The 19,474-nt window shown below is 36.3% G+C and carries 17 protein-coding genes; 5 read left to right on the forward strand and 12 right to left on the reverse strand.

The genetic code is table 11. The annotated features are described in order from the left end of the window. Positions 1 to 4: 4 nt before the first annotated feature. The 5 genes from BTHG_RS05055 to BTHG_RS05075 all read right to left on the reverse strand — a co-directional run bounded on the left by BTHG_RS05055 (position 5) and on the right by BTHG_RS05075 (position 7,260). Entirely contained in the window at positions 5 to 877 is an 873-nt protein-coding gene (locus BTHG_RS05055; protein ID WP_010283029.1) for a sugar phosphate isomerase/epimerase family protein, read from the reverse strand. Between the two features lie 88 nt (positions 878 to 965). Further along, positions 966 to 4,007 carry a CBM96 family carbohydrate-binding protein gene (locus tag BTHG_RS05060; RefSeq protein ID WP_010283030.1) on the reverse strand — a complete coding sequence of 1,014 codons (3,042 nt, stop codon included), beginning with the start codon at positions 4,005 to 4,007 and terminating at the stop codon, positions 966 to 968. A 36-nt stretch (positions 4,008 to 4,043) separates the two neighbouring features. After that, the gene (locus BTHG_RS05065; protein ID WP_083849063.1) at positions 4,044 to 4,805 is read right to left on the reverse strand and encodes a carbohydrate ABC transporter permease; all 762 of its coding nucleotides are present in this window, start codon (positions 4,803 to 4,805) and stop codon (positions 4,044 to 4,046) included. Positions 4,806 to 4,897: 92 nt separating this feature from the next. Beyond that, entirely contained in the window at positions 4,898 to 5,860 is a 963-nt protein-coding gene (locus BTHG_RS05070; protein WP_010283034.1) for a carbohydrate ABC transporter permease, read from the reverse strand. Between the two features lie 35 nt (positions 5,861 to 5,895). Next, positions 5,896 to 7,260, reverse strand: coding sequence for an ABC transporter substrate-binding protein (locus tag BTHG_RS05075; RefSeq protein WP_010283035.1), 1,365 nt, complete (start codon positions 7,258 to 7,260; stop codon positions 5,896 to 5,898). Positions 7,261 to 7,441: 181 nt separating this feature from the next. On the opposite strand from BTHG_RS05075, the gene BTHG_RS05080 reads away from it, so the two are divergent. Further along, the gene (locus BTHG_RS05080) at positions 7,442 to 9,253 is read left to right on the forward strand and encodes a cache domain-containing sensor histidine kinase (RefSeq protein ID WP_010283038.1); all 1,812 of its coding nucleotides are present in this window, start codon (positions 7,442 to 7,444) and stop codon (positions 9,251 to 9,253) included. Continuing rightward, positions 9,238 to 10,314: a response regulator transcription factor gene (locus BTHG_RS05085; protein WP_010283040.1), complete on the forward strand. Its 1,077-nt coding sequence runs from the start codon at positions 9,238 to 9,240 to the stop codon at positions 10,312 to 10,314. The genes BTHG_RS05080 and BTHG_RS05085 overlap by 16 nt, the downstream gene beginning before the upstream one ends. Before the next feature lie 115 nt (positions 10,315 to 10,429). Here BTHG_RS05085 and BTHG_RS05090 read toward each other — a convergent pair whose 3' ends face one another. The 3 genes from BTHG_RS05090 to BTHG_RS05100 all read right to left on the reverse strand — a co-directional run bounded on the left by BTHG_RS05090 (position 10,430) and on the right by BTHG_RS05100 (position 13,618). Continuing rightward, positions 10,430 to 11,674: an MFS transporter gene (locus BTHG_RS05090; RefSeq protein ID WP_010283041.1), complete on the reverse strand. Its 1,245-nt coding sequence runs from the start codon at positions 11,672 to 11,674 to the stop codon at positions 10,430 to 10,432. A gap of 95 nt (positions 11,675 to 11,769) precedes the next feature. Further along, positions 11,770 to 12,294 (reverse strand): CBO0543 family protein, encoded by a 525-nt coding sequence (locus tag BTHG_RS05095; RefSeq protein ID WP_010283042.1) that lies wholly within the window; start codon positions 12,292 to 12,294, stop codon positions 11,770 to 11,772. A gap of 157 nt (positions 12,295 to 12,451) precedes the next feature. Then, complete coding sequence (locus tag BTHG_RS05100; RefSeq protein ID WP_010283043.1) at positions 12,452 to 13,618, reverse strand: LL-diaminopimelate aminotransferase; 1,167 nt, start codon at positions 13,616 to 13,618, stop codon at positions 12,452 to 12,454. Positions 13,619 to 13,843: 225 nt separating this feature from the next. Between BTHG_RS05100 and BTHG_RS05105 the strand changes: the two genes are divergently transcribed. From BTHG_RS05105 to BTHG_RS05115, 3 genes are read left to right on the forward strand one after another with little or no spacing between them, the layout of a single operon-like run. Then, entirely contained in the window at positions 13,844 to 14,842 is a 999-nt protein-coding gene (locus BTHG_RS05105; RefSeq protein WP_010283044.1) for an MFS transporter, read from the forward strand. Then, a complete protein-coding gene (locus tag BTHG_RS05110; protein ID WP_157256123.1) occupies positions 14,781 to 15,071 on the forward strand; it encodes an MFS transporter in 291 nt (96 codons plus the stop codon). Before BTHG_RS05105 ends, BTHG_RS05110 begins: the two co-directional genes overlap by 62 nt. Positions 15,072 to 15,108: 37 nt before the next feature. Next, positions 15,109 to 16,332, forward strand: a complete 1,224-nt coding sequence (locus tag BTHG_RS05115; RefSeq protein ID WP_010283049.1) for an MFS transporter — start codon at positions 15,109 to 15,111, stop codon at positions 16,330 to 16,332. A 54-nt stretch (positions 16,333 to 16,386) separates the two neighbouring features. Here the strand turns inward: BTHG_RS05115 and BTHG_RS05120 are convergent, their stop codons facing one another. The 4 genes from BTHG_RS05120 to BTHG_RS05135 all read right to left on the reverse strand — a co-directional run bounded on the left by BTHG_RS05120 (position 16,387) and on the right by BTHG_RS05135 (position 19,362). Beyond that, positions 16,387 to 17,313: an IS3 family transposase gene (locus BTHG_RS05120; RefSeq protein ID WP_232284434.1), complete on the reverse strand. Its 927-nt coding sequence runs from the start codon at positions 17,311 to 17,313 to the stop codon at positions 16,387 to 16,389. Beyond that, positions 17,214 to 17,771: a helix-turn-helix domain-containing protein gene (locus tag BTHG_RS05125; protein WP_010283051.1), complete on the reverse strand. Its 558-nt coding sequence runs from the start codon at positions 17,769 to 17,771 to the stop codon at positions 17,214 to 17,216. Before BTHG_RS05125 ends, BTHG_RS05120 begins: the two co-directional genes overlap by 100 nt. A gap of 86 nt (positions 17,772 to 17,857) precedes the next feature. After that, positions 17,858 to 18,682, reverse strand: coding sequence for a M15 family metallopeptidase (locus BTHG_RS05130; RefSeq protein ID WP_010283052.1), 825 nt, complete (start codon positions 18,680 to 18,682; stop codon positions 17,858 to 17,860). A gap of 368 nt (positions 18,683 to 19,050) precedes the next feature. Beyond that, entirely contained in the window at positions 19,051 to 19,362 is a 312-nt protein-coding gene (locus BTHG_RS05135; RefSeq protein ID WP_010283053.1) for a hypothetical protein, read from the reverse strand. Positions 19,363 to 19,474 lie beyond the last annotated feature (112 nt).

Below are 19,474 nucleotides of genomic sequence, written 5' to 3' on the forward strand. Positions count from 1 at the left end.
TTCCTCATTCCCTTTTGTATAAATGTGTTAGCTCATTTAATTGTTGTTTCACTACATGTAAATCATGAGCCATTCTTTCCTTAGCAGGGTATGGAGCTGCACATTCCAGAGTAATCCACTTATCATACCTAATTTCCTGTAGTGCTCCAAATAAAGGTTTATGATCCACCTCACCCTCGCCTAATAGACATTGCATAAAGCTTTCTTCTCCATGCCTTGTTCGGTTTGTAAACGTTCCAGCCATACCCGCTTGATTGATTCGTTTTTCATCCTTCACATGTATATGGAATAAACGATCTCCTAATCCAAAGACTGAATCCCTACCAAAATCTGTGTCTGTAATGTACATATTCCCTGCATCATGGATAAGTCCTACATTATCTTCTTCAATCATGGTGAGTATTCTTATTGCATCTTCTACTGTCTCAACTAAACTATTATTATGAATTTCTACAATTACTTTCTTATTAAATTGCTTGGCTAAGAGTGAGCACTTCTTTATCCAATAAGCGGCTTTTTCATAATGTTCGTCAATCGCAAGAAAAGCATTAGGTCCACCAGGAAAAACCCGTATCATATCCACATCAAGAATCGTAGCCGATTCCAGGATTTTTTCGAAATCAGTGAATTCTTTCTCACAATCGTAGTCACTTAAAGATGAAAAATGCCCCATATATCCTGCTAGTGCAGGTATTTCTAAATGATAGTAATTCGCAATTTGTTTTATTTCCTCCATTTGATGACGAGGTGTTTGTGCGGAGAGATGTGGTTCTCGACACGCGATTTCAATTCCATCAAACCCCAACTCCTTTGTCGTTTCCATTGCCTCTTGTAAACTAAACTCTATAAATGCCCCACTAAATGCAGCAAATTTCATTCGAAATTCTCCTTTTTTAGTTCCGCTAGAATCTGATTAAGGTCTTCTAAAAAGAGAGTATTCTCTTTTTAGAAGATTTATTTTATGTCTACTTTGGATTCAAGATTAAATATGGTTGGTTCTCTTCATTCTCACTACTATTTAGTTTTAAAACCACACTTTTTGTGTTCGGATCAACGATTCGGAAAGTAACTTTACCTGATGCGTTCTTTACAAATTGAGTTACATCAAAGCTATACCATCCCTCTTCTTTTACCAAAACCTTTCCTAAAGGAACTGCTACTCCAATATTTCTTGTATTCCACGTCAAGGTATTTTCATCCCAGTTGCCATTTTGATATCCTTCGAGCTGCATATCTAACCCATTAGCAAGACTTTCTAACACGTAAACATTAAGTCTTGCCTTTTCAATTTGCTGATTAAAGGGAGACGTTTCAAATTTTAAGTAAGCTAATCGGTCTCCACCTCCGCTTGATCGTGAAATATCCGCAACCTCTAGAACTTTTTCAGAACCAAAACCTCTATCTGGTTCATGCTCAAACACAAATGTATCGTCAGTTGCAAAGATGGTATTAACCAACGGCATTTTTTTCGTTACTTCAATTGAATACGTATCAGTAGCTCCGTCTCGATTTGTCACAATAATCGAGACACGATTTCCTCCTTCCGCTAATGGAATTTCCTGGGATACCATTCCATTTTCAACCTGTATTCCATTTACTGTAACAATACTTTCCTCATTTACCACTGTTGGTGTAACAGTTAGAGTATCTACGCGATTCGGCACGGTAATCGAATATGAAGTTTTGGAAGTAGAAAAATCAATTGTTCCTTTACTTACCCTAAGATCACGGAGCCCACTTTTTGGATAGAGTGTTGTAGTATGGGGTTGATCATAGGCAGATGCCCAATAATATCCACTTGCAATAACGCGTCGTGGCTCAAATCCTATTTGATGACCATTTGGAATATTTTCAGAAGAAAGACTTATCATTCCATTATTGTCAACTATTCCACTCGTATATTTACCACCTGCATAGGTGAATCTTCCATCGACTCGTGCTTCCGGAATAGGTTGTTTTGTTTCCATATCGATTAATTTCATTGAAACATTAGCTTTAGTTGATTGATAAGATATCCCCATCTGAGTAAGAATCATTGGTTTTAATGACGTTTTTTCAGTTGATGCATTAGTTTCTATGGATACTGGACCTATCTTTCCACTCATGTCCATTGCAGCAACCTTATAATAATAAGTCGTATTTGGTAATAACCCGACATCGGTAAATGACTGTCCCCTTGCAAGACCTGCAATATTTAGAGGGCTTGGTGTGAAATCTTTAGTGGTACTACGATACACTATGTACCTGTCGATTTCAGTATCATCATAGGCCATCCCAAAGGAGATGTTAATTTCATGATAATTTTTAGTGGTAGCTATGGGTGGAGAACTCACAACAGATGGATTTTCAAAATCATCTGGTGGTTGCCAGAAGATGCCTTCCTCTCCCCAAAACGTAGGCAAGGTACGAATTGAATCATAATGATGTACTGCAATACCTCCAAAATACGAATTATTTCCGAATGCAGAGTATACCTTGTCTAACTCACCTTCCATATATTCACGACCTTCTTCACGGAAGGTAATCGCCTCAGGATCCCCACTATTTGCTATATCAAGGGTTTCTACTCCTACAACAACTGAATTCTGTTTACCAATTGCTTCCGCATAGTCCATTTCCCCTTGAGCACCTGCAATAATACCCGCTGAACCATCAGCTGTATCACGGTAGTCCATAATTGATATATAATCACTAATATCTTGAACGTGTTCAGACAACCATTTCGTACTTCCGTTCCATGTAATTTCCTTTGTCTGCTCTGATGTGTCGTACCATTTTGGGATGGCAGGTCCAAAAGGGAGATTAATTCCAGCAACATTTCTGCGATTTATCATTTTCTGTAAACCATCAAGATATTGAATTTGGAGAGTTGGGTATTTCGTTTTGAAATCTTCCGAAATATATGGTTCAATATCCACATTTATTCCATCAAACCCTTCCTCATCTTCAGAAGCTAAATTATAATTAATCACACGTTCCATTTCTCTAATAGCAAAATCATGATAGACTTCATATGCTCCCATATAGGGTGGTGATGTTCCTCCAGAAATACAAGCATGTACTTGGTATCCTTTGTTATGTGCCCATTTAATAAAGTCTCGTAATTTCTCGGGTGCATCTTCAATTACATCCATGCCTGCATAAGGTCCTACTGCTAAATATAATGTTGTGACGGGATCGGAATCGAAAGTTTCTGTATCATTTGCAAATGCATCAAGTACGTTCCGAGAGTTTGGATTTAAAAGGAGCTTATAGCTTTCAGACTCCCAGATCCACATCGCACGGTCCTGCTTTTTTAACTCAAAGTTTTCATTTGTTCCTTTACCAACCTTAGCGTAGGTAGTTAATGATTCTCCAATGTTCCCATTTGAATCAATCGCTTTTGCTTCAATACTATATGTCTTATCTACTTTCTTTTGTGGACTCCAAATATATTGATAATGGTTTCCTGTTCGTTTCATCATCCTCCATGTTCCGCTATTAATTCTAACTAGTACCTTTTCTATTTGATTCTTTGAATTTACTTTAACTTTGACAGGGACGTTGCCATTAACTGTTTCTCCATCGTCTGGAGAAAGAATTGTTACTTTTGGAATGTTGCCTTTTGAATTGTTAATTGAGAGTGTAATAGTTGAGCTCCACACACCATAGCGGGTACCAATGTCTAATCCCCTCGCATTTAGAGTAATGTTGCCATCGTATTTTGTTGTATCAAGATCAAGATCATAGAACCATGAACCTGAATCATCACCATCAGAATCGTCGGTAATTACATCTACCTGTGTCTGTCCGTTAATATAAAGTTTAATGTCATAAGCATCTGTATAGGTTCCTGTAATTCGAATCGTTTTTTCAGTTATGGTTTCTAAATCATTTGGTGAATCAATGGTGATAGATGAGGCTGCATAACTCTGTATTGGCAACACTAGTAAAACTGAAAGCAAAACTAACACGGATAACATGGTAACGTTCAGCTGGTTTAACCTACTTTTGCTCTTATAAACCATCAAAGATAACCTCCATTCCACTTTTAATGAACAACCCTACTTTATACCGGAATTATTAAAGTTACTTACAAAGTATTTCTCAGCAAATAAGAAAACGATTAGAATTGGTACCAAGCTCATCAATGCGGCTGCGACCATAAATTGGCCATTTCCGAACCATTGACCCGCTAAAGATAATATACCAATAGGTAACGTGAAGTTCTCATTCGACGTTAGATAAATAACTGGCGCAAAAATCTCATTCCACTTTGTCATGAAGGTAAAAATAGCAAGAGTGGCAATGGTTGGTTTACACATAGGCATGAAAATTTTCAAATAAATTTGAAATGGATTACATCCATCAAGCTTTGCAGATTCTTCGTATTCCTTTGGTATACTCATAAATGCCTGCCTCATCAAGAAAATACCAAATGGTTGTGCTAACCATTCAATTATCCATAGAGGTGTCAAAGTATCTAGCATGTTAAGATTCTTAAAAATGATAAAATGTGGAATGATAATAACCACAGGTGGGATCATCATTGTCCCTAATACCATGACAAACAAAACATTCTTCAAAGGAAAGTTAAGTCTAGCAAATGCATAGCCAACCATTGAACAGGACAGAATCGCTCCAATCACCGACAAAAACGAAACTGTAATACTATTAAAGCTATAATCTATGAAGCTACCTAACTTAAATACCTCAGGGTAGTTGGACCATTGAAAAATTTCAGGAATCCACTTTGGAGGGACAGCAGTAAATTCCGTATATGTTTTGAGTGAATTAAATAGAGCTGTCACAAACGGTATAATCATAATAAGCGCACTAATCGTTATAATGATGTATCCACTGATTTTTCTACCTGTAAGATGTTTCACTTTCTTCCTCCTTTCATTTGCAATGCAAATTAATTATAATGAACCCATTTCTTTTGGATTCTCAATTGTACCAAGGTTAATATAAATAGGATGATAAATAGGACCCAAGCAATTGCTGAGGCATAGCCCATATGCAAAAAGGAGAATCCTTCGCGATATAGATAAAGCATTAATACTAAACTAGCATTATTAGGTCCACCTGCAGACGATGCATCTGCCGCCCCCCCAGTCATAACATATATTTGTTCAAATGCTTGGAAGGTCGAAATTGTACTCAAAATAAGGACTAAAAAAGTTGTAGGTGAAATTAATGGAATTGTGATTGAGGTAAACTTCTTAAAAGTGCCAGCCCCATCAATTTCAGCTGCTTCATACAAATCGTTTGGTACACTTTGTAAACCTGCCAAATAAATAATCATGATGTACCCCACTCCCTTCCAGACCGCAACAAGGACTAACAGTGGTATCACTAAATGCTCATCATTAAACCAGCTTTGTGGCTGAAATCCTAATTTCACTAGAAACGAATTAGCAAATCCAAACCTTGGGTTAAAAATGGCATCTGCAACATACATAATGACCGTCCAAGATGAAATGACCGGAATGAAATGTGCCATACGGAATAGTTTCAGACCCTTAAGCTTTTGATTAAGAGTAACTGCTAATACTAAGGCTAAAATAGTCTGCGCAGGGACAAATAGAATTGCAAAATATAACGTGTTCCAAAGCGATTTATAAAACAATGGCTCATTAAATAGCTTTTCATAGTTTTCCATACCAACCCATTGGGGAGGATTAATCATGTCATATTCTGATAAACTAAAATACAAAGATGCTAGGAGTGGCCCAACAACAAAAACAATAAAATGAACTAAATAAGGGGAGACTAGCAAAAGCCCCCATCTCCCCTCTTCCTTCAAAAATTTGCGTTTTTTTGTTGTTAGGATTGGTTTAGCCGGTGTAGTCGTAAAAGGAACATTTGAATTTTTCATATCACCAATCCCTACTTTCTGAAACTGAATTTTCTTTATTTATAGAAATCGTCCAGTACTTTTTGAATATCTTGATCCGCTTGCTTTAAAGAATCCTCAATAGAAGCTTCTTTTAAGAATGAACGGTTTGCATGTTCATTGAACTTAGAAACCCATTCCTCCCAAACTGCATTTGTATCAAGGGTTCCTGCAAAATCAAAGCTATCTAAAAAAGCTTGTTTATTTGATGGCTTATCACCTGCAGTTAAGAATATATCTGAATTTGCAACTGACTTCTTCACTGGGACTGCCTCACCTAATGCGGCCCATTCTTTCTGTACGTCGTCTTCTGTAGCCCAAAACTTAACCCATTCCCATGCTGCTTGTGCTTTTTCGTCGCTAACCCGACCATTTATGACCCAAGAGTTTGCAATAACTGGTGAAAATCTTTTTCCATCAGGACCTTTTGGCAATACTGTTACATCATAATCAAGGCCCGCCTCGTTTGCTGCAAGAACGCGTGCATAGATTCCAATTCTCATTGCTGCTGAACCACTTGGAAAAACGTCCATCGCACTTTGGAAACTTTTCAAATCAACCGGGTCAGTGAAAATTCCGCGTTCCATCCCATCAACCATCCATTCAAAAGCGGCTTTATTTTCTTTTGAGTTAACAATGGAATTTTGAGTTGATTCATCTAAAACGCCACCACCATAGGATTTAAGTACAGAGAACCAACCTTCTGTAATACTGAAGAATGTTAATCCAAATTGTTTAACACTGTCACCGTTGAATCCTCCATCCTCTGGAGTCTTATCGCTGGAGTCTAAAGTTAGTTTCTCTGCAGCACCCTTCAGATCTTCCCATGTCCAGTTCTCATTTGGATAATCCACATTTGCCTTATCGAACATGGCTTTGTTATAGTATAATGCTCCAATTTGAATTCCTTGTGGAACGCCCCAATACTTTCCTTCGGAGTCTTTATTAAAATCTAATCCATAGTACTCATCTTTATTTAAATCGCTATCAATCCACTCTGTTACATCCTTGATTGCTCCTCTTTCTGCATATTTCATTACAAGAACTCCATCAGAAAGCCAAACATCCGGGGCTGAATTCGCAGCTATTTGCGTATCTAACTTTTGATAAAATTGTCCATATGGAGCACTTTCTGTTTTGACTTTTATATTTGGATGTTTTTCCATAAACCTATCAATCAACTCTTGCATTTTTTCATCTGATTTACCGCCAGAATAATAACCTAACGTGATTTCAACTTGATTTTCTTCCCCGCCTTTGTTCCCATCATTCTTTGCATCTTTAGTTTGACTTGAATTGGATTGTTCGTTTGAACAACCTGTTGCAACTACTAAGATGAATGTAATCATTACGATTAGTACATTGAACCACTTTTTCTGCATTCTTTTCCCCCCTAATACACTTTAATGAATCCGTTTACATGATTAGTTTATCTTTTTACCAAAAGAAGAAAATGTTATTTTTTTATTTACTTGTGTTTTTTTGTTCCAGTTTAGTGAATATTTTGATTTTTTTGTTATAATAAATTCAATTATACTAGTTTTGTTGGTAGGAGGTGTTTAATTGAGAGAATCTATCAAGTGGAAATTATTTATGATTCTTTTTCTACTGGTTTGCCTTCCTGTTTTAATATTGGGGTGGATATGGTTTGAAGTTGCGACTAAAGATATGGAAGATGAAGTAATTGAATCGAATAAAAAATTAATTCAACAAACTAACGAGTATCTTGATCTATACATTACTAACCTAGAAAACTCAACAAACCCATTAGTAACAAATCCTCAAATACAACACTTCATCAACAGTAAAAAACTAACGCGATATGAGTACTTTAAGCTCTCAGAGACAATTGAAAAAGAGCTTTTTTCTCAAATGTTTGGAAGAACAGATATTATCGGCATTTCACTCATCGGTAAAAACAACATGCAAATTAATGATTATTCCAAAGTAAATGAATTATTGGATATGAATCAAGTACGAAAACAAAACCAACATTACTTAGAGCTATCGGAGAGCTTAAATAATTTTAATATCATTGGTTTGCAAAAATTGGGGTCGAGGTCTGTTGTAACGATAACGAGAAAAATTCATAGTAACTCAACGTATTTATATGAAGGCCTCTTAGTGGTTCATATAGACCTAAAACAAATATCAGATATTAGCCAAAACCTAATGATTGGAAACTCCAATGTTTGGATAATGGATTCTGAAGGACAGATTATTTTTCATCCTAATACTACACTTCTTGGAACCTATATATCCGGCAGTACCATTAAAAAAGATTATTCAGAACCAAGGGATGTTTTTAAAACTGAAATAAACCGGAATAAAACCATCGTCCTTTATGAACACTCCAACATATCAAATTGGTATCTCATTGCGGAATTACCGCGTGATCAAATCATTCATAATCTACTTCAATTAAGGGATATGACACTATCGATGGGTGCTCTCATAATCATCGTTGCATTATCTGTCATTGGAGGATTCTCCTTATCACTGACAAAATCATTACTTTACCTTCAGAAGCTAATGAATAGGGTTGAATCCGGAGATTTAACGGTTAAATCTTTAAAATATCAATTTAGAAAGGACGAAATAGGAGGACTCTTTAAGAGTTTTAATAAAATGGTGAGCGAATTGAAAAGACTCTATGATGAAGCTCATATGTCAAAACTGAAGGAACAAGAAATGCAGTTGAAACAAAAGGAATCTTCTTTGCAAGCCATGCAGTCTCAAATTAATCCACACTTCCTTTATAATACGTTAGAAATTATAAACTCTCATGCTATTATCGATAATAATATGATGATTAGTAAGATGACTACATCTCTTGCTCATATGTTTCGCTATAACATTGGAAATGCAGAACAGGTTGTTACCCTCGCAGAAGAAATAGGACATATTCGTTCCTATCTTGATATTCAACAAGCGCGCTTTAGGAAGCTCCAAGTAGACATTCGAGTAGATGAGGAAATCATGGATAAGATTTCAACGATACGCTTGACATTACAACCGTTAGTTGAAAATGCTTTTTTACATGGCTACCAATACCATAAATTAAGACCATGTTATATTGGGATAATTGGGGAAAAACATTCGACTTACTATAAATTGCGTATCATTGACAGAGGGTTTGGTATGGATCCTACAGTACGTGAAAAATACAATAAAGCTTTTTCTGATGACATAATATTTTTTAATGAGAAGAAACAATTTGAGAGTATTGGTTTGTGGAATGTTCATGAACGGTTACGTTTGGCTTTTGAAAAGCCTTACGGTTTATATATTGAAGATTTGATTAATGAAGCCGGAACCACTATAGAAATTAGATTACCTTATAAAGAGGGGGAGTATTCGTGTATCGTATCATGATTGTGGATGATGAATATATGATACATTTAAGTCTCAACAAATTGATACAATTAATGGATGATAAGTTTACAATCATATCAGAAGCTGAAGATGGTATGGAAGCGTATCAATTATTACTGAACTCTCCTCCAGATATTGTAATAACAGATATTCACATGCCAGAAATGGACGGGCTTGAATTTATCCAAAAAACGAAACGTATATACCCGTATATAAAATTCATTATCATTTCAGGGTATAATGATTTTGAATATGCACAAAAGGCGATTCGATTTGGCGTATCAGATTTTCTATTAAAACCAATCGAACCTGACCAGTTTATTAAAACAATGAAAAAGATCTATCACGAATTAAAGGGAACAGAGCAATCGATTGAAAAACATAACTCATGGATTCTGTCCCTTGAATCTTATCAACAAGAGTTAGTTTCACATATCTGGTCTGTTGATAAAGAAAAAACATTAGCATGCATAGATTGCATATTAACCCATTTTGAAAAGGAAAATATCAATCAGCCTCTTTCTCACTTTTTAGAAAATCTCTTACTCTATGTAAATCAGGAATTACTAAAGAGAAACGTTACCTTGTCTGATGAGATATTCTTACATACAGAATGGTCTACTGCCTTCGACAAAAACAGATTACGTATTCATTCCATCATCGAATTGATCATTCAGGAGGTACGGGGATTTCGGAACCTCGGTTCAAGGCAAAATATCCTGCGTGCAGCTCAGTATATGAAGGAAAACTTTTCTGAAGAAAACTTATCACTGCAAAAGGTTGCAACCCATATTGGAGTTTCGGAGGCTTATTTTAGTCGTACCTTTAAAGAAGAAATGAACATAAGCTTTATTAAGTACCTTATAACACTTCGATTAGAAAAGGCAAAAGAGTTGCTATTAGAAACAGATATAAAAACAATTGATATTGCTTTTAATGTGGGTTTTTCTGACTATCCACATTTTAGTAAAACATTTAAAAAATATTATGGTGTCACACCCTCTGAATTAAGGAAGCAATTAAAAGCTGGTAATGCCAAGGTGGTACTTGATCCTCAATAGGATAAGTTGGACGAAATTTTGGTTCGTATCCATCATACTTTAGTACAAACTTAAAAAGCTGAAAATGGAGAGAAGCTACCACTTCTCTCCATTTTAAATCATCTCAGCTGTAAAATTATTCTTTAACCGGCACGGGTGCGCCTGCCTTAACAAGTGCTTTGCTAGCTATAAGGAAGAAGGATAAGAAAACCATGAAAATCCCCGTACCAATTAGGAGCCATTCAATTTGTACCACATCGGCAATGGGTCCGAAAATCAACATACCTAGTGGCATCATTGAGGTTGAAATCATACCGAAGACCCCAAAAACCCTTCCTAAATAGTTTTCCTCAATTTTTTCTTGTAGTAACACGGTTGCTGGTGTATTAAAGATTGGCATCGCTACACCACATATCAGCATGACCACTAAATACAACCAGAAAATCGGCACAATACCAAGGCCAATCGTTGTAAGACCGAATATGATGCTTGCAAAGGTCATCGTATGAATTTTATTTTTAAAGCCACCCCAACCAGCAATCACTCCGCCTCCAACCATCATCCCGATAGAAAAGGCAATTTCTATTGCAGTTAAACGCCAAACATCATCCCCGAAGCTTCGGGTAACTTGTAATGGAGTAAGGAAGGCTGCAGGTGCCATAAGAATAAAAAAGATCGCGAAAAACATAAAAAATGGCTTTAAGAATTCATTTTCTTTAATATATTTAACCCCCAGTTTGAAATCTTCTAGGTAACCGATATGTTGCTGCTCATTAGCCTTTGCATGAGAAGGAATTTTAAGAAAGACCAGTAATGTAAAAATAGCAATCGCCGCTGTGATTACATCAATAAAGAAGATTATTTCAAGGGAGGCAACTGTTAACAATGCCGCACTTACCATCGGTGCAATCAACATAATTACAGCTTGAATACTTCCATTAGCCCCGTTTGTTTTCGTTAGTTTATCCTGCGGAACAATTTGCGGTAGGATTGCTCCGACTGCTGGCGTTTGTATTCCCGTTCCAAGACCCCTAATTGCTGAAATGACAAATAGTAAATAAATAGAGTCATATCCTATTAAGAATAAAATAGCTAATATCAAGGTAGAAAAAGCAATCAGTCCATCTGCAAGAATGATTAACACTTTTCGATTAAAACGATCCGCCCAAACACCGGCAAATGGCGAAAGGAAGAAGGTCGGCAAAAATCCACAGATAATCGCAATCGTCATCATAATGCCAGATTGTGTGTTCAACGTGATATGCCACATGATAGCGTATTGCACTAATGCCGAACCAAACAGAGAAATCGTTTGGCTTCCTAGAAAAAGAATGATATTCCTCTTCCAATGTTCAAAAACTCGTTCATTTGTTTTATTCATACATTCTCTCCCATCACAAAATAAGGAACCCCCTACAAGAGCTCCTTCTATCAAGAATAATATATCCTATTTTGGGCTAATATTCCATTTGAATTTTACTTTATGTATTTCAATGGGATTGGAAACATATATAACAAAAAGAGAATCCAGATAACCGATACTCCCAACGCAAGAAGAGGTTGTTTTTGATGTAGTCTTAGCATCATAAACATGACGAGATTAAAAAGAATAGACCAATACATACTCCAGCCATGGTGGTGCGTTATTAAATGAAAATACTGTAAACTGATATATTCCACTATTACGTATAGAAACACCCACAAACCAATCCAAAGTGGCTTTTTCCATTTTGTTTCTGGGAAGCGCCCTAGATAAATAAGTACGGTAGCAGGATAAGCAATGAACATGATTAATAAAGAAATAAAGGTATGATTCACAAGGATGTTTTTCGCAAACATTGTTTCATGAAATGTCCAAATCCAGTAATCATGAAACAAGACGTTTTTTAAGAGGTCTCCCATAATAAAGAACAAAATAGTTGGATAATATTCTCGCCATCCCCTCCAATCACCCCATTTAAAAGCAGCCAATAGGAGTACGACATTATAGACTAGGTGCATCAAATACACTCCTGATTATGTAATACACTTATAATACCCAATTTTTTACACAAAAATAAGACGAACCCTCTGCTTGATTCGCCTTTTTCAGATATAGAAATTGAGGATTTCCCCCAACATTTAAAATATGTGACTCTAAAATTTATAGTTCCTTGTTCTATTTTAAGAGTGGAATCCTTTTTAGCCTTTTCACAACCTTTACTAACGTTTCCTCATTTTGAACAAGACCAATTCGAACGTAGCCCTCACCACTTGGTCCAAATGCATGCCCAGGGGTGACTACAATTCCAGCTTCATCAATTAGCCGATATGTAAAATCAGTTGAAGTAAACCCAGCAGGTACCCTTGCCCAGACAAACATCGATGCTTTTGGCGAGTCAACTTGCCAGCCTACTTCACTAAGGCCTTTTACTAAAATATCGCGACGTTTTTTATAGACTGCTCGTAATTTCTCACTGAAACTTGAAGTATCCTTTAATGCAGCAACTGCAGCTTTTTGAATTGGCAAGAATACCCCATAATCGAGATTTGATTTAAGGCGACTCACCGCTCCAATGATTTCAGAGTTACCTACAATATATCCAATTCTACAGCCCGCCATGTTATAGCTTTTTGAAAGTGAATTAAATTCAACTCCGACTTCATTTGCACCCTCTACAGATAAAAAGCTAATTGGTTTCTCTTCATAATATAGTTCGGAGTATGCAAAATCATGGAGAACAAGAATCTTATACTTTTTCGCAAATTCGATGACCTTTTTAAAGAAAGGTTCGGTTGCAAGTGCGGGAACAGGATTGCCTGGAAAGTTAAGAATCATAATTTTAGCCTGCTCTCGTACATCCTCTGGAATTGCATCCAAATCAGGTAAAAACTGATTTTTCTCTATTAGTGGCATACCATATGGGATTGCCCCAGCAAGTGATATTCCTGCTGCATAAGCGGTGTACCCTGGATCTGGAACTAGAATAACGTCCCCCGGGTTTGCAAAAACCATGGGGAAATGAACAAGTCCATCCTGAGAGCCCATTACCATTAAGACTTCGTTTTCTTTTTTAACGGTAACATCAAACCTTCTTGAATAATAATCAGAAATAGCATTATGTAGTTCGTCTATTCCAGTTAAAGAATATCCATATAATGAAGGATTTTGAACATGACTAGTCAGTGCTTCAGTAACGCAAGGTGGTGGCGGCAAATCCGGACTTCCTACACTCAAGTCAATGATATCATGTCCTTCTCGAAGTTTTTGTTTCTTATAGTTTGCTAATTCATTAAAAATCGATTCCCCAAATTCTTTCATTTTCTGTGATAGTGTGATATTCAATGCTGTCACCTCTTTGTTAGAATTACTACCATTATAGCAAGATTTCGAAAGTTTTGGTTATACCTTACTAACATTCACTTTCTTCTAGAACGATTTATATTGTATCAAGCGGAATTTTTTGATTAATCAATATAATATAAGTGTTTTTAATAGACTTTTCCTATATACTAATATACTAACAGAACTTGTTAATTACTGACGAAATGAAAGAAAAGAGGATGTCAATTGCAAAATGTACAGAGCAAATCAGAAAAGTTATGGACGAAATACTATTGTTTAACATTTATTTATGCGATGACTACACAAATCGCCAACAATATGTTACTGACCGGACTTCCATTATACGCAATCCACCTTGGTGGCGATAATTCGATTTCAGGTATGCTGTTTGGTTTCTTTATGTTTGTTGCAATACTATTTAGACCTTATTTTGGTAAATTAAGTGATGAAAAGAATCGTAGAATTGTGCTGCTTATTGGTGCTTTAGTAACCGCATTCATTGCTCTTTCATATGTAGTAGCCTTTTCTATCAGTCTCCTACTAATTATGAGAAGTTTACATGGAATTGGATTCAGTGCAACGACCAATGCTTCAGGAACCGTTATTTCTGATATAGTTCCAAAGAAGCGGTTGGCAGAAGGCGTTGGTTATTTTGGATTATCCAATACCCTTGCCACAGCAATTGGACCTGCTTTAAGCATCTATTTGATTCAGCAATTTAATTATCAAACTCTATTCATCGTTGCCGGTGTGTTTGGCTTGATTTCAATTGTTTGTAGTCTATTTATTACTTATGAAAAAGGAAACCCAAAACCAGAGTTTATTTCAACAAAAGAGAAACGAAAAATCTCAGAACTGCTTTTTGAAAAAACAGCGATTCCAACTGGTATAGTAACTGCCTTTGTTTATGTTGGGATGGGTGCAGCGTTAACTTTTATTCCAACCTTCGCTCTATCATTAGGTATTGAAGACATCGGTTTATATTATACGGTTTATTCATTTGCCCTATTGTTCACGAGAATTATTGGAGGTAAATTAGCAGACAAATATGGAAGTTCCCTTGTTATCATCCCTGGTTTAGTGCTAATGTCACTATCCTTTGTGGTCTTAGCCTTTGCTAGTTCACTTGGAGGATTTATTATCTCTAGGCGTTCTCTTTGGTTTGGGACTAGGGTTTGTAGAACCAGCACTAAATGCCATTATGATAAAGCTTTGCCCACCTGATCGAAGAGGTGCAGGGAACTCAACGTTTTTTACAGCCAAAGATCTTGGCGGCGGAGCCGGTGCTATTTGTTTAGGTTTTATCTCCTTAAGTGCTGGATTTAAAACCGTCTTTTTATACAGTGCTTTAAGTATTATTATCGCTTTTTTTGCATATGTATTCATTCTACGAAGACAAATGAAAAATACGCAGATAGCCAAACAGTCACATTTAAAAGCAAATGTGAGTTAACTTTTTTAATTAATTCGAAAGCGAGAGAGGTTTATAAATGGCAACATTTCTGTTAATCATCATTTATTTGGCATTTATTAGCTTAGGTTTACCTGATTCTTTGTTGGGAGTAGCATGGCCTGTGATGCAATCGGATTTTGACGCTCCACTTGAAACTGCTGGATTGCTTTTTATGACAATTGCCGGCGGTACAATTATCTCGAGTTTAGCTAGTGGAAAAATCCTAAAACGCTTCGGAACTGGGAGACTAACATTTTTCAGTACATTATTAACGGCTGGTGCTTTATTCGGATTTTACTTTTCTCCATCCGTTGTTTGGTTATTTCTATGTGCCCTACCTCTCGGATTGGGTGCAGGTGCCATTGATGCGGGATTAAACGATTATGTAGCAACACACTACAAAGCACATCATATGAGTTGGCTACATAGTTTTTGGGGAGTCGGAGCTACGCTTGGTCCTGTGATCATGGCACAGTTCATTTCAACACAAAATTCTTGGAACAACGGTTATCTATCCATTTCAAGTATTCAACTTGTTTTAGCAATCATCCTTTTGTTCACATTGCCGTTATGGAGCAAAACAAACAACACTTCTACCTTAACCGAAGGGACAGAAGAGTTAAAAGCTGGATTAGATCATGATGTGGATCAAAGTGTAAAACCCCTACAAATTAAGGGAGTTAAATTGGCGTTGGCCTCCTTCCTGTTTTATTGTGGAGTGGAAGCTACAATGGGGCTTTGGGGGAGCAGCTTTTTAGTAAACATAAAGGATTTACCAGTCTCAGTTGCTGCAAAATGGGTTTCCTTTTATTATGCAGGAATCACAATCGGAAGATTTATAACAGGCTTTATTACTTTTAAAATAAATAATCGTTCCCTTATTCGGATGGGACAATTCCTAGCACTTGCTGGTGCCATATTTCTTATCCTTCCATTTCCACCTACTTTCTCGCTTGTCGGTTTTATTATGGTTGGTTTAGGATTGGCACCGATTTTTCCATGTATGCTGCACGAAACGCCAACTCGATTTGGTAAGAAACATTCCCAAACAATTATGGGCTATCAAATGGCTGTTGCTTATACAGGTAGTACCTTTTTGCCCCCTATTCTTGGGTTCATTGCATCTCAATCAACAATAGGCGTCTTTCCTGTTTATATCGTTCTTTTTGTTGCAGCCATGCTTTTAAGTTCGGAAAAATTAAATACCATACTGAAAATGCGAAAAATGGTAACAAAACAATCTACTAGTTCTGCAATTTAAGTATGTAAAAAGCAATGCGATTTTGATGTGAGCCCCAAATGTTAGAGTTTTATATTAGGCAGCGAATTGGATGGTATGGGTACGGTATTGAACTGGACTCATACCATCCAATTTTTTCTTTATACGCTTGTTATTATAGTAATTTATATATCTTTTTATTTTATCTTGTAATTCTTCAAATGAACACAGTTCTTTCCCATAATACATTTCTTGTTTCAATAATCCAAAAAAGTTTTCCATAGGTGAATTATCTAAACAGTTTCCTTTTCTTGACATACTTTGGAATATTTTATTTTCTTTAAGTGTTCTTACCCATTTGTTGTGTTGATATTGCCATCCTTGATCAGAATGTATGGTAGTTCTAAATTTTGAATTCTTTACAATTTCAAGAGTTTCTTCTAGAGGGTGGAGGACTAGATCTAAGGTCGGGTGCATATTTATCCCATACGAAAGAATTTCACCATTAAACATATCCATAATTGGGCTCAGATACAGTTTTACATCGTCTGTACACTTGAACTCTGTAATATCTGTTGTTAATTTCTGATGACACACATTTGTAGTAAAACGACGTTTAATAAGGTTCTTTGAGACAGTTCCAATTGTCCCTTTGTATGAACTATACTTTCGAGACTTTCTTACAAACTTATCTCCTTTAAGTCCTAGTTTCTTCATAATCCGTCGAACTTTCTTATGATTGACTTTAAAACCACGGTTCTTCAGTTCTAATCGAATACGACGATATCCGTAATTACCATTGTTTTCTTCGAAAATGGATTGAATGAGTTCCTCAAGCTCTTGATCTGGATTTTCTTTATTCATTATTTTTATATGATAATGGTAGGAAGATTCCGGTATACCAACTATAAATAATACATCTTTTAATTTGAATTTTTCTTTGAGTTCGAGTGATAGTGCTGCTTGTGCTTTTCTAGATAGCCCTCCGGATCCATCTGAAAAGCTCGTAACTTTTTTAAGTATTCGACCTCCAAACGTAGGAGTTCGTTTTCTCTTTTTAATTTTTGTTCATATGTCATTTCTTTTTCTTCAATACTCTCATTTTTCTTAGCTTTATCAGACATACGAGGCCGTCCCTTCGGTTTATTCAGGCCTTCTACACCCTTCTCAAGAAATGCTCTCTTCCAAGAAGCTATTAAAGGAGGATTTGTTAGCCCAAAGTGAAGGGCTGTATCCGTTTCTGAAGCACCTGTTCTCTTCATAAAGCTTAATACATCGAGCTTGAATTGAACAGAATAAGTTTCCTTGTTTTTCTTCCTTCTTAATCCTTCTTCTCCGAATTTCTCGTATGTTTTTACCCATCTTAATATGGGTGTACTATCTTTCATGTTATACTTCTTCGCTAGTAGACTATAGCTCAATTTACCTTCTTGATATTCCTTTACTAGTTTTAATTTAAATCGTTCACTATATTTAGCCATAAAAATACACCCCAATGGTTAGATTTGACTCTAACTTTTGGGGTGCAGTACATTTTCAGGTTCGCATTGCTTTTCTCCGTACATCTCTATTTTTCTACTACTCCAAGGTACTCTTCTAAAGTAAGTCCATGTTCGGTTATATACTTTGCATGTTCGGCACCAACATAGCGAATATGCCATGGTTCGTACATGTAGCCGGTGATGTCCTCTTTACCTTGTGGATAACGAATGATAAATCCAAAATCAGCTGCGTGCTCAGCAATCCATTTTCCTTCTACAGTTTCACCAAATTCTTGGACAAGTTGATTGTCGACACTAGCACTTGTTACATCCATTGTAAGACCTGTTTGATGCTCGCTTTGACCTGGTTTGGCACTAAATGTATTTGCTTCTTCTTCCCCATTTGCACGGACATACGATTCAAAAAGAGTTACCTGTGTACCATAAGAACGATAGCCAGATTGTGCATGTAACTCAATTCCGTCGCTACTTGCTTGAGCGAATAATTTTTCGAGCGCATCTGCAGCTTCTTTCACCATATTTTTCCGTTCTGAAGTAGAAGTTGAAAATGCAACATCCGGAACAGTAAGATGTGGTGGAACATAATTCTCGTCCAAAACTCCCACCTCTTTGTTCACCAGGATTAGAAATGGATTATTTGGATCAATGACTGGCTTCATATCCTCAGGTTCTACCACTTCTGCTTGATCTCCTGCTGTTTGCGTTTCAGGTGCATCTACTTTTTTCGTAACCTGCTCTCTGTCCTGTTCTTTACTAAACGCAATCTTTCCAACCACAACTTCCTTTATAGAAGTATAGCTCTCTTGTAAAACATCAGAAAATGCTTCCCTCGTAAAAAATAGAGAGGACGCCACTAACAAAAGTACCAACCCGATGATAACCTTCTTCAATCTAATTCCTCTTCCCTAATCAAATCTATTTTTTCTCCACCTATCATTCTACTATATATTACACAAATCGACATGAGAAATTAGTTGTAAGTTTCCCCCAGGGACCAGGAGGACGGTTCTAATGGTTCGTTTCACCTTTGTGCTTAACTCTATCTATCTTATTTTTTCGATTTCTGTCTGAATGAAGAACTGATTAGCACGACAAAAAAGGCATGTACCTTTAAAACAGGTTGCATGCCCAAATATTAATATTTACAAATACTAGAAACAATCTACCTTTTCCTCGAGAATGTTTTCCACAGTCCTTTCTGATTTTCAAAAAATCAGAGTGATATTACACCTATCACTCTAATTCCTGGAGATAGTCATTATTTCATTTGATCCAAGTAAACAAATTCATCCTTTTTATCCATTGCTTTAGTAGCCTGAAATACCTTCCAGCCTTTTAATCTACTTCCACATTGAAAATGTAAAGTTTCCCCTTCAGCCACTTTTACCTGAACCTCCTTGCTTTCACTCCAATCAACCATTACTTTCACCTTATAAGCTCCTGGTGCCACATCAATCTCTTTTCGTTCACCATTTTTTATTTCGGCAGTATCTTCATTGTTTAATAGAATTTTATATTTCCTTACTTTATTTACAAATTGGTTCTCTCGTTCAAAAATCAACTTAGACATACGTTTCTTCTATCCTCTCTTCTTGGATAAATTTACCTAATTTATTTTATCAGTATTGGACCTATTTTTAATGATACAAAAGTCACGAATTCACACTTACAAATAAGGGTAA

The sequence above is a fragment of the Bacillus timonensis genome, assembly GCF_000285535.1.
In the GTDB taxonomy this organism is placed as follows: Bacteria; Bacillota; Bacilli; order Bacillales; family Bacillaceae_L; genus Ferdinandcohnia; species Ferdinandcohnia timonensis.

Excerpts from the sequence above, each read along its gene's own strand:
- BTHG_RS05065 (WP_083849063.1), bottom strand. The coding sequence starts at position 4,805 with ATGATTATACCGTTTGTGACAGCTCTATTTAATTCACTCAAAACATAT.
- BTHG_RS05095 (WP_010283042.1), bottom strand. The coding sequence starts at position 12,294 with ATGCACCTAGTCTATAATGTCGTACTCCTATTGGCTGCTTTTAAATGG.
- BTHG_RS05055 (WP_010283029.1), bottom strand. The coding sequence starts at position 877 with ATGAAATTTGCTGCATTTAGTGGGGCATTTATAGAGTTTAGTTTACAA.
- BTHG_RS05075 (WP_010283035.1), bottom strand. The coding sequence starts at position 7,260 with ATGCAGAAAAAGTGGTTCAATGTACTAATCGTAATGATTACATTCATC.
- BTHG_RS05090 (WP_010283041.1), bottom strand. The coding sequence starts at position 11,674 with ATGAATAAAACAAATGAACGAGTTTTTGAACATTGGAAGAGGAATATC.
- BTHG_RS05060 (WP_010283030.1), bottom strand. The coding sequence starts at position 4,007 with ATGGTTTATAAGAGCAAAAGTAGGTTAAACCAGCTGAACGTTACCATG.
- BTHG_RS05115 (WP_010283049.1), top strand. The coding sequence starts at position 15,109 with ATGGCAACATTTCTGTTAATCATCATTTATTTGGCATTTATTAGCTTA.
- BTHG_RS05135 (WP_010283053.1), bottom strand. The coding sequence starts at position 19,362 with ATGTCTAAGTTGATTTTTGAACGAGAGAACCAATTTGTAAATAAAGTA.
- BTHG_RS05070 (WP_010283034.1), bottom strand. The coding sequence starts at position 5,860 with ATGAAAAATTCAAATGTTCCTTTTACGACTACACCGGCTAAACCAATC.
- BTHG_RS05125 (WP_010283051.1), bottom strand. The coding sequence starts at position 17,771 with ATGGCTAAATATAGTGAACGATTTAAATTAAAACTAGTAAAGGAATAT.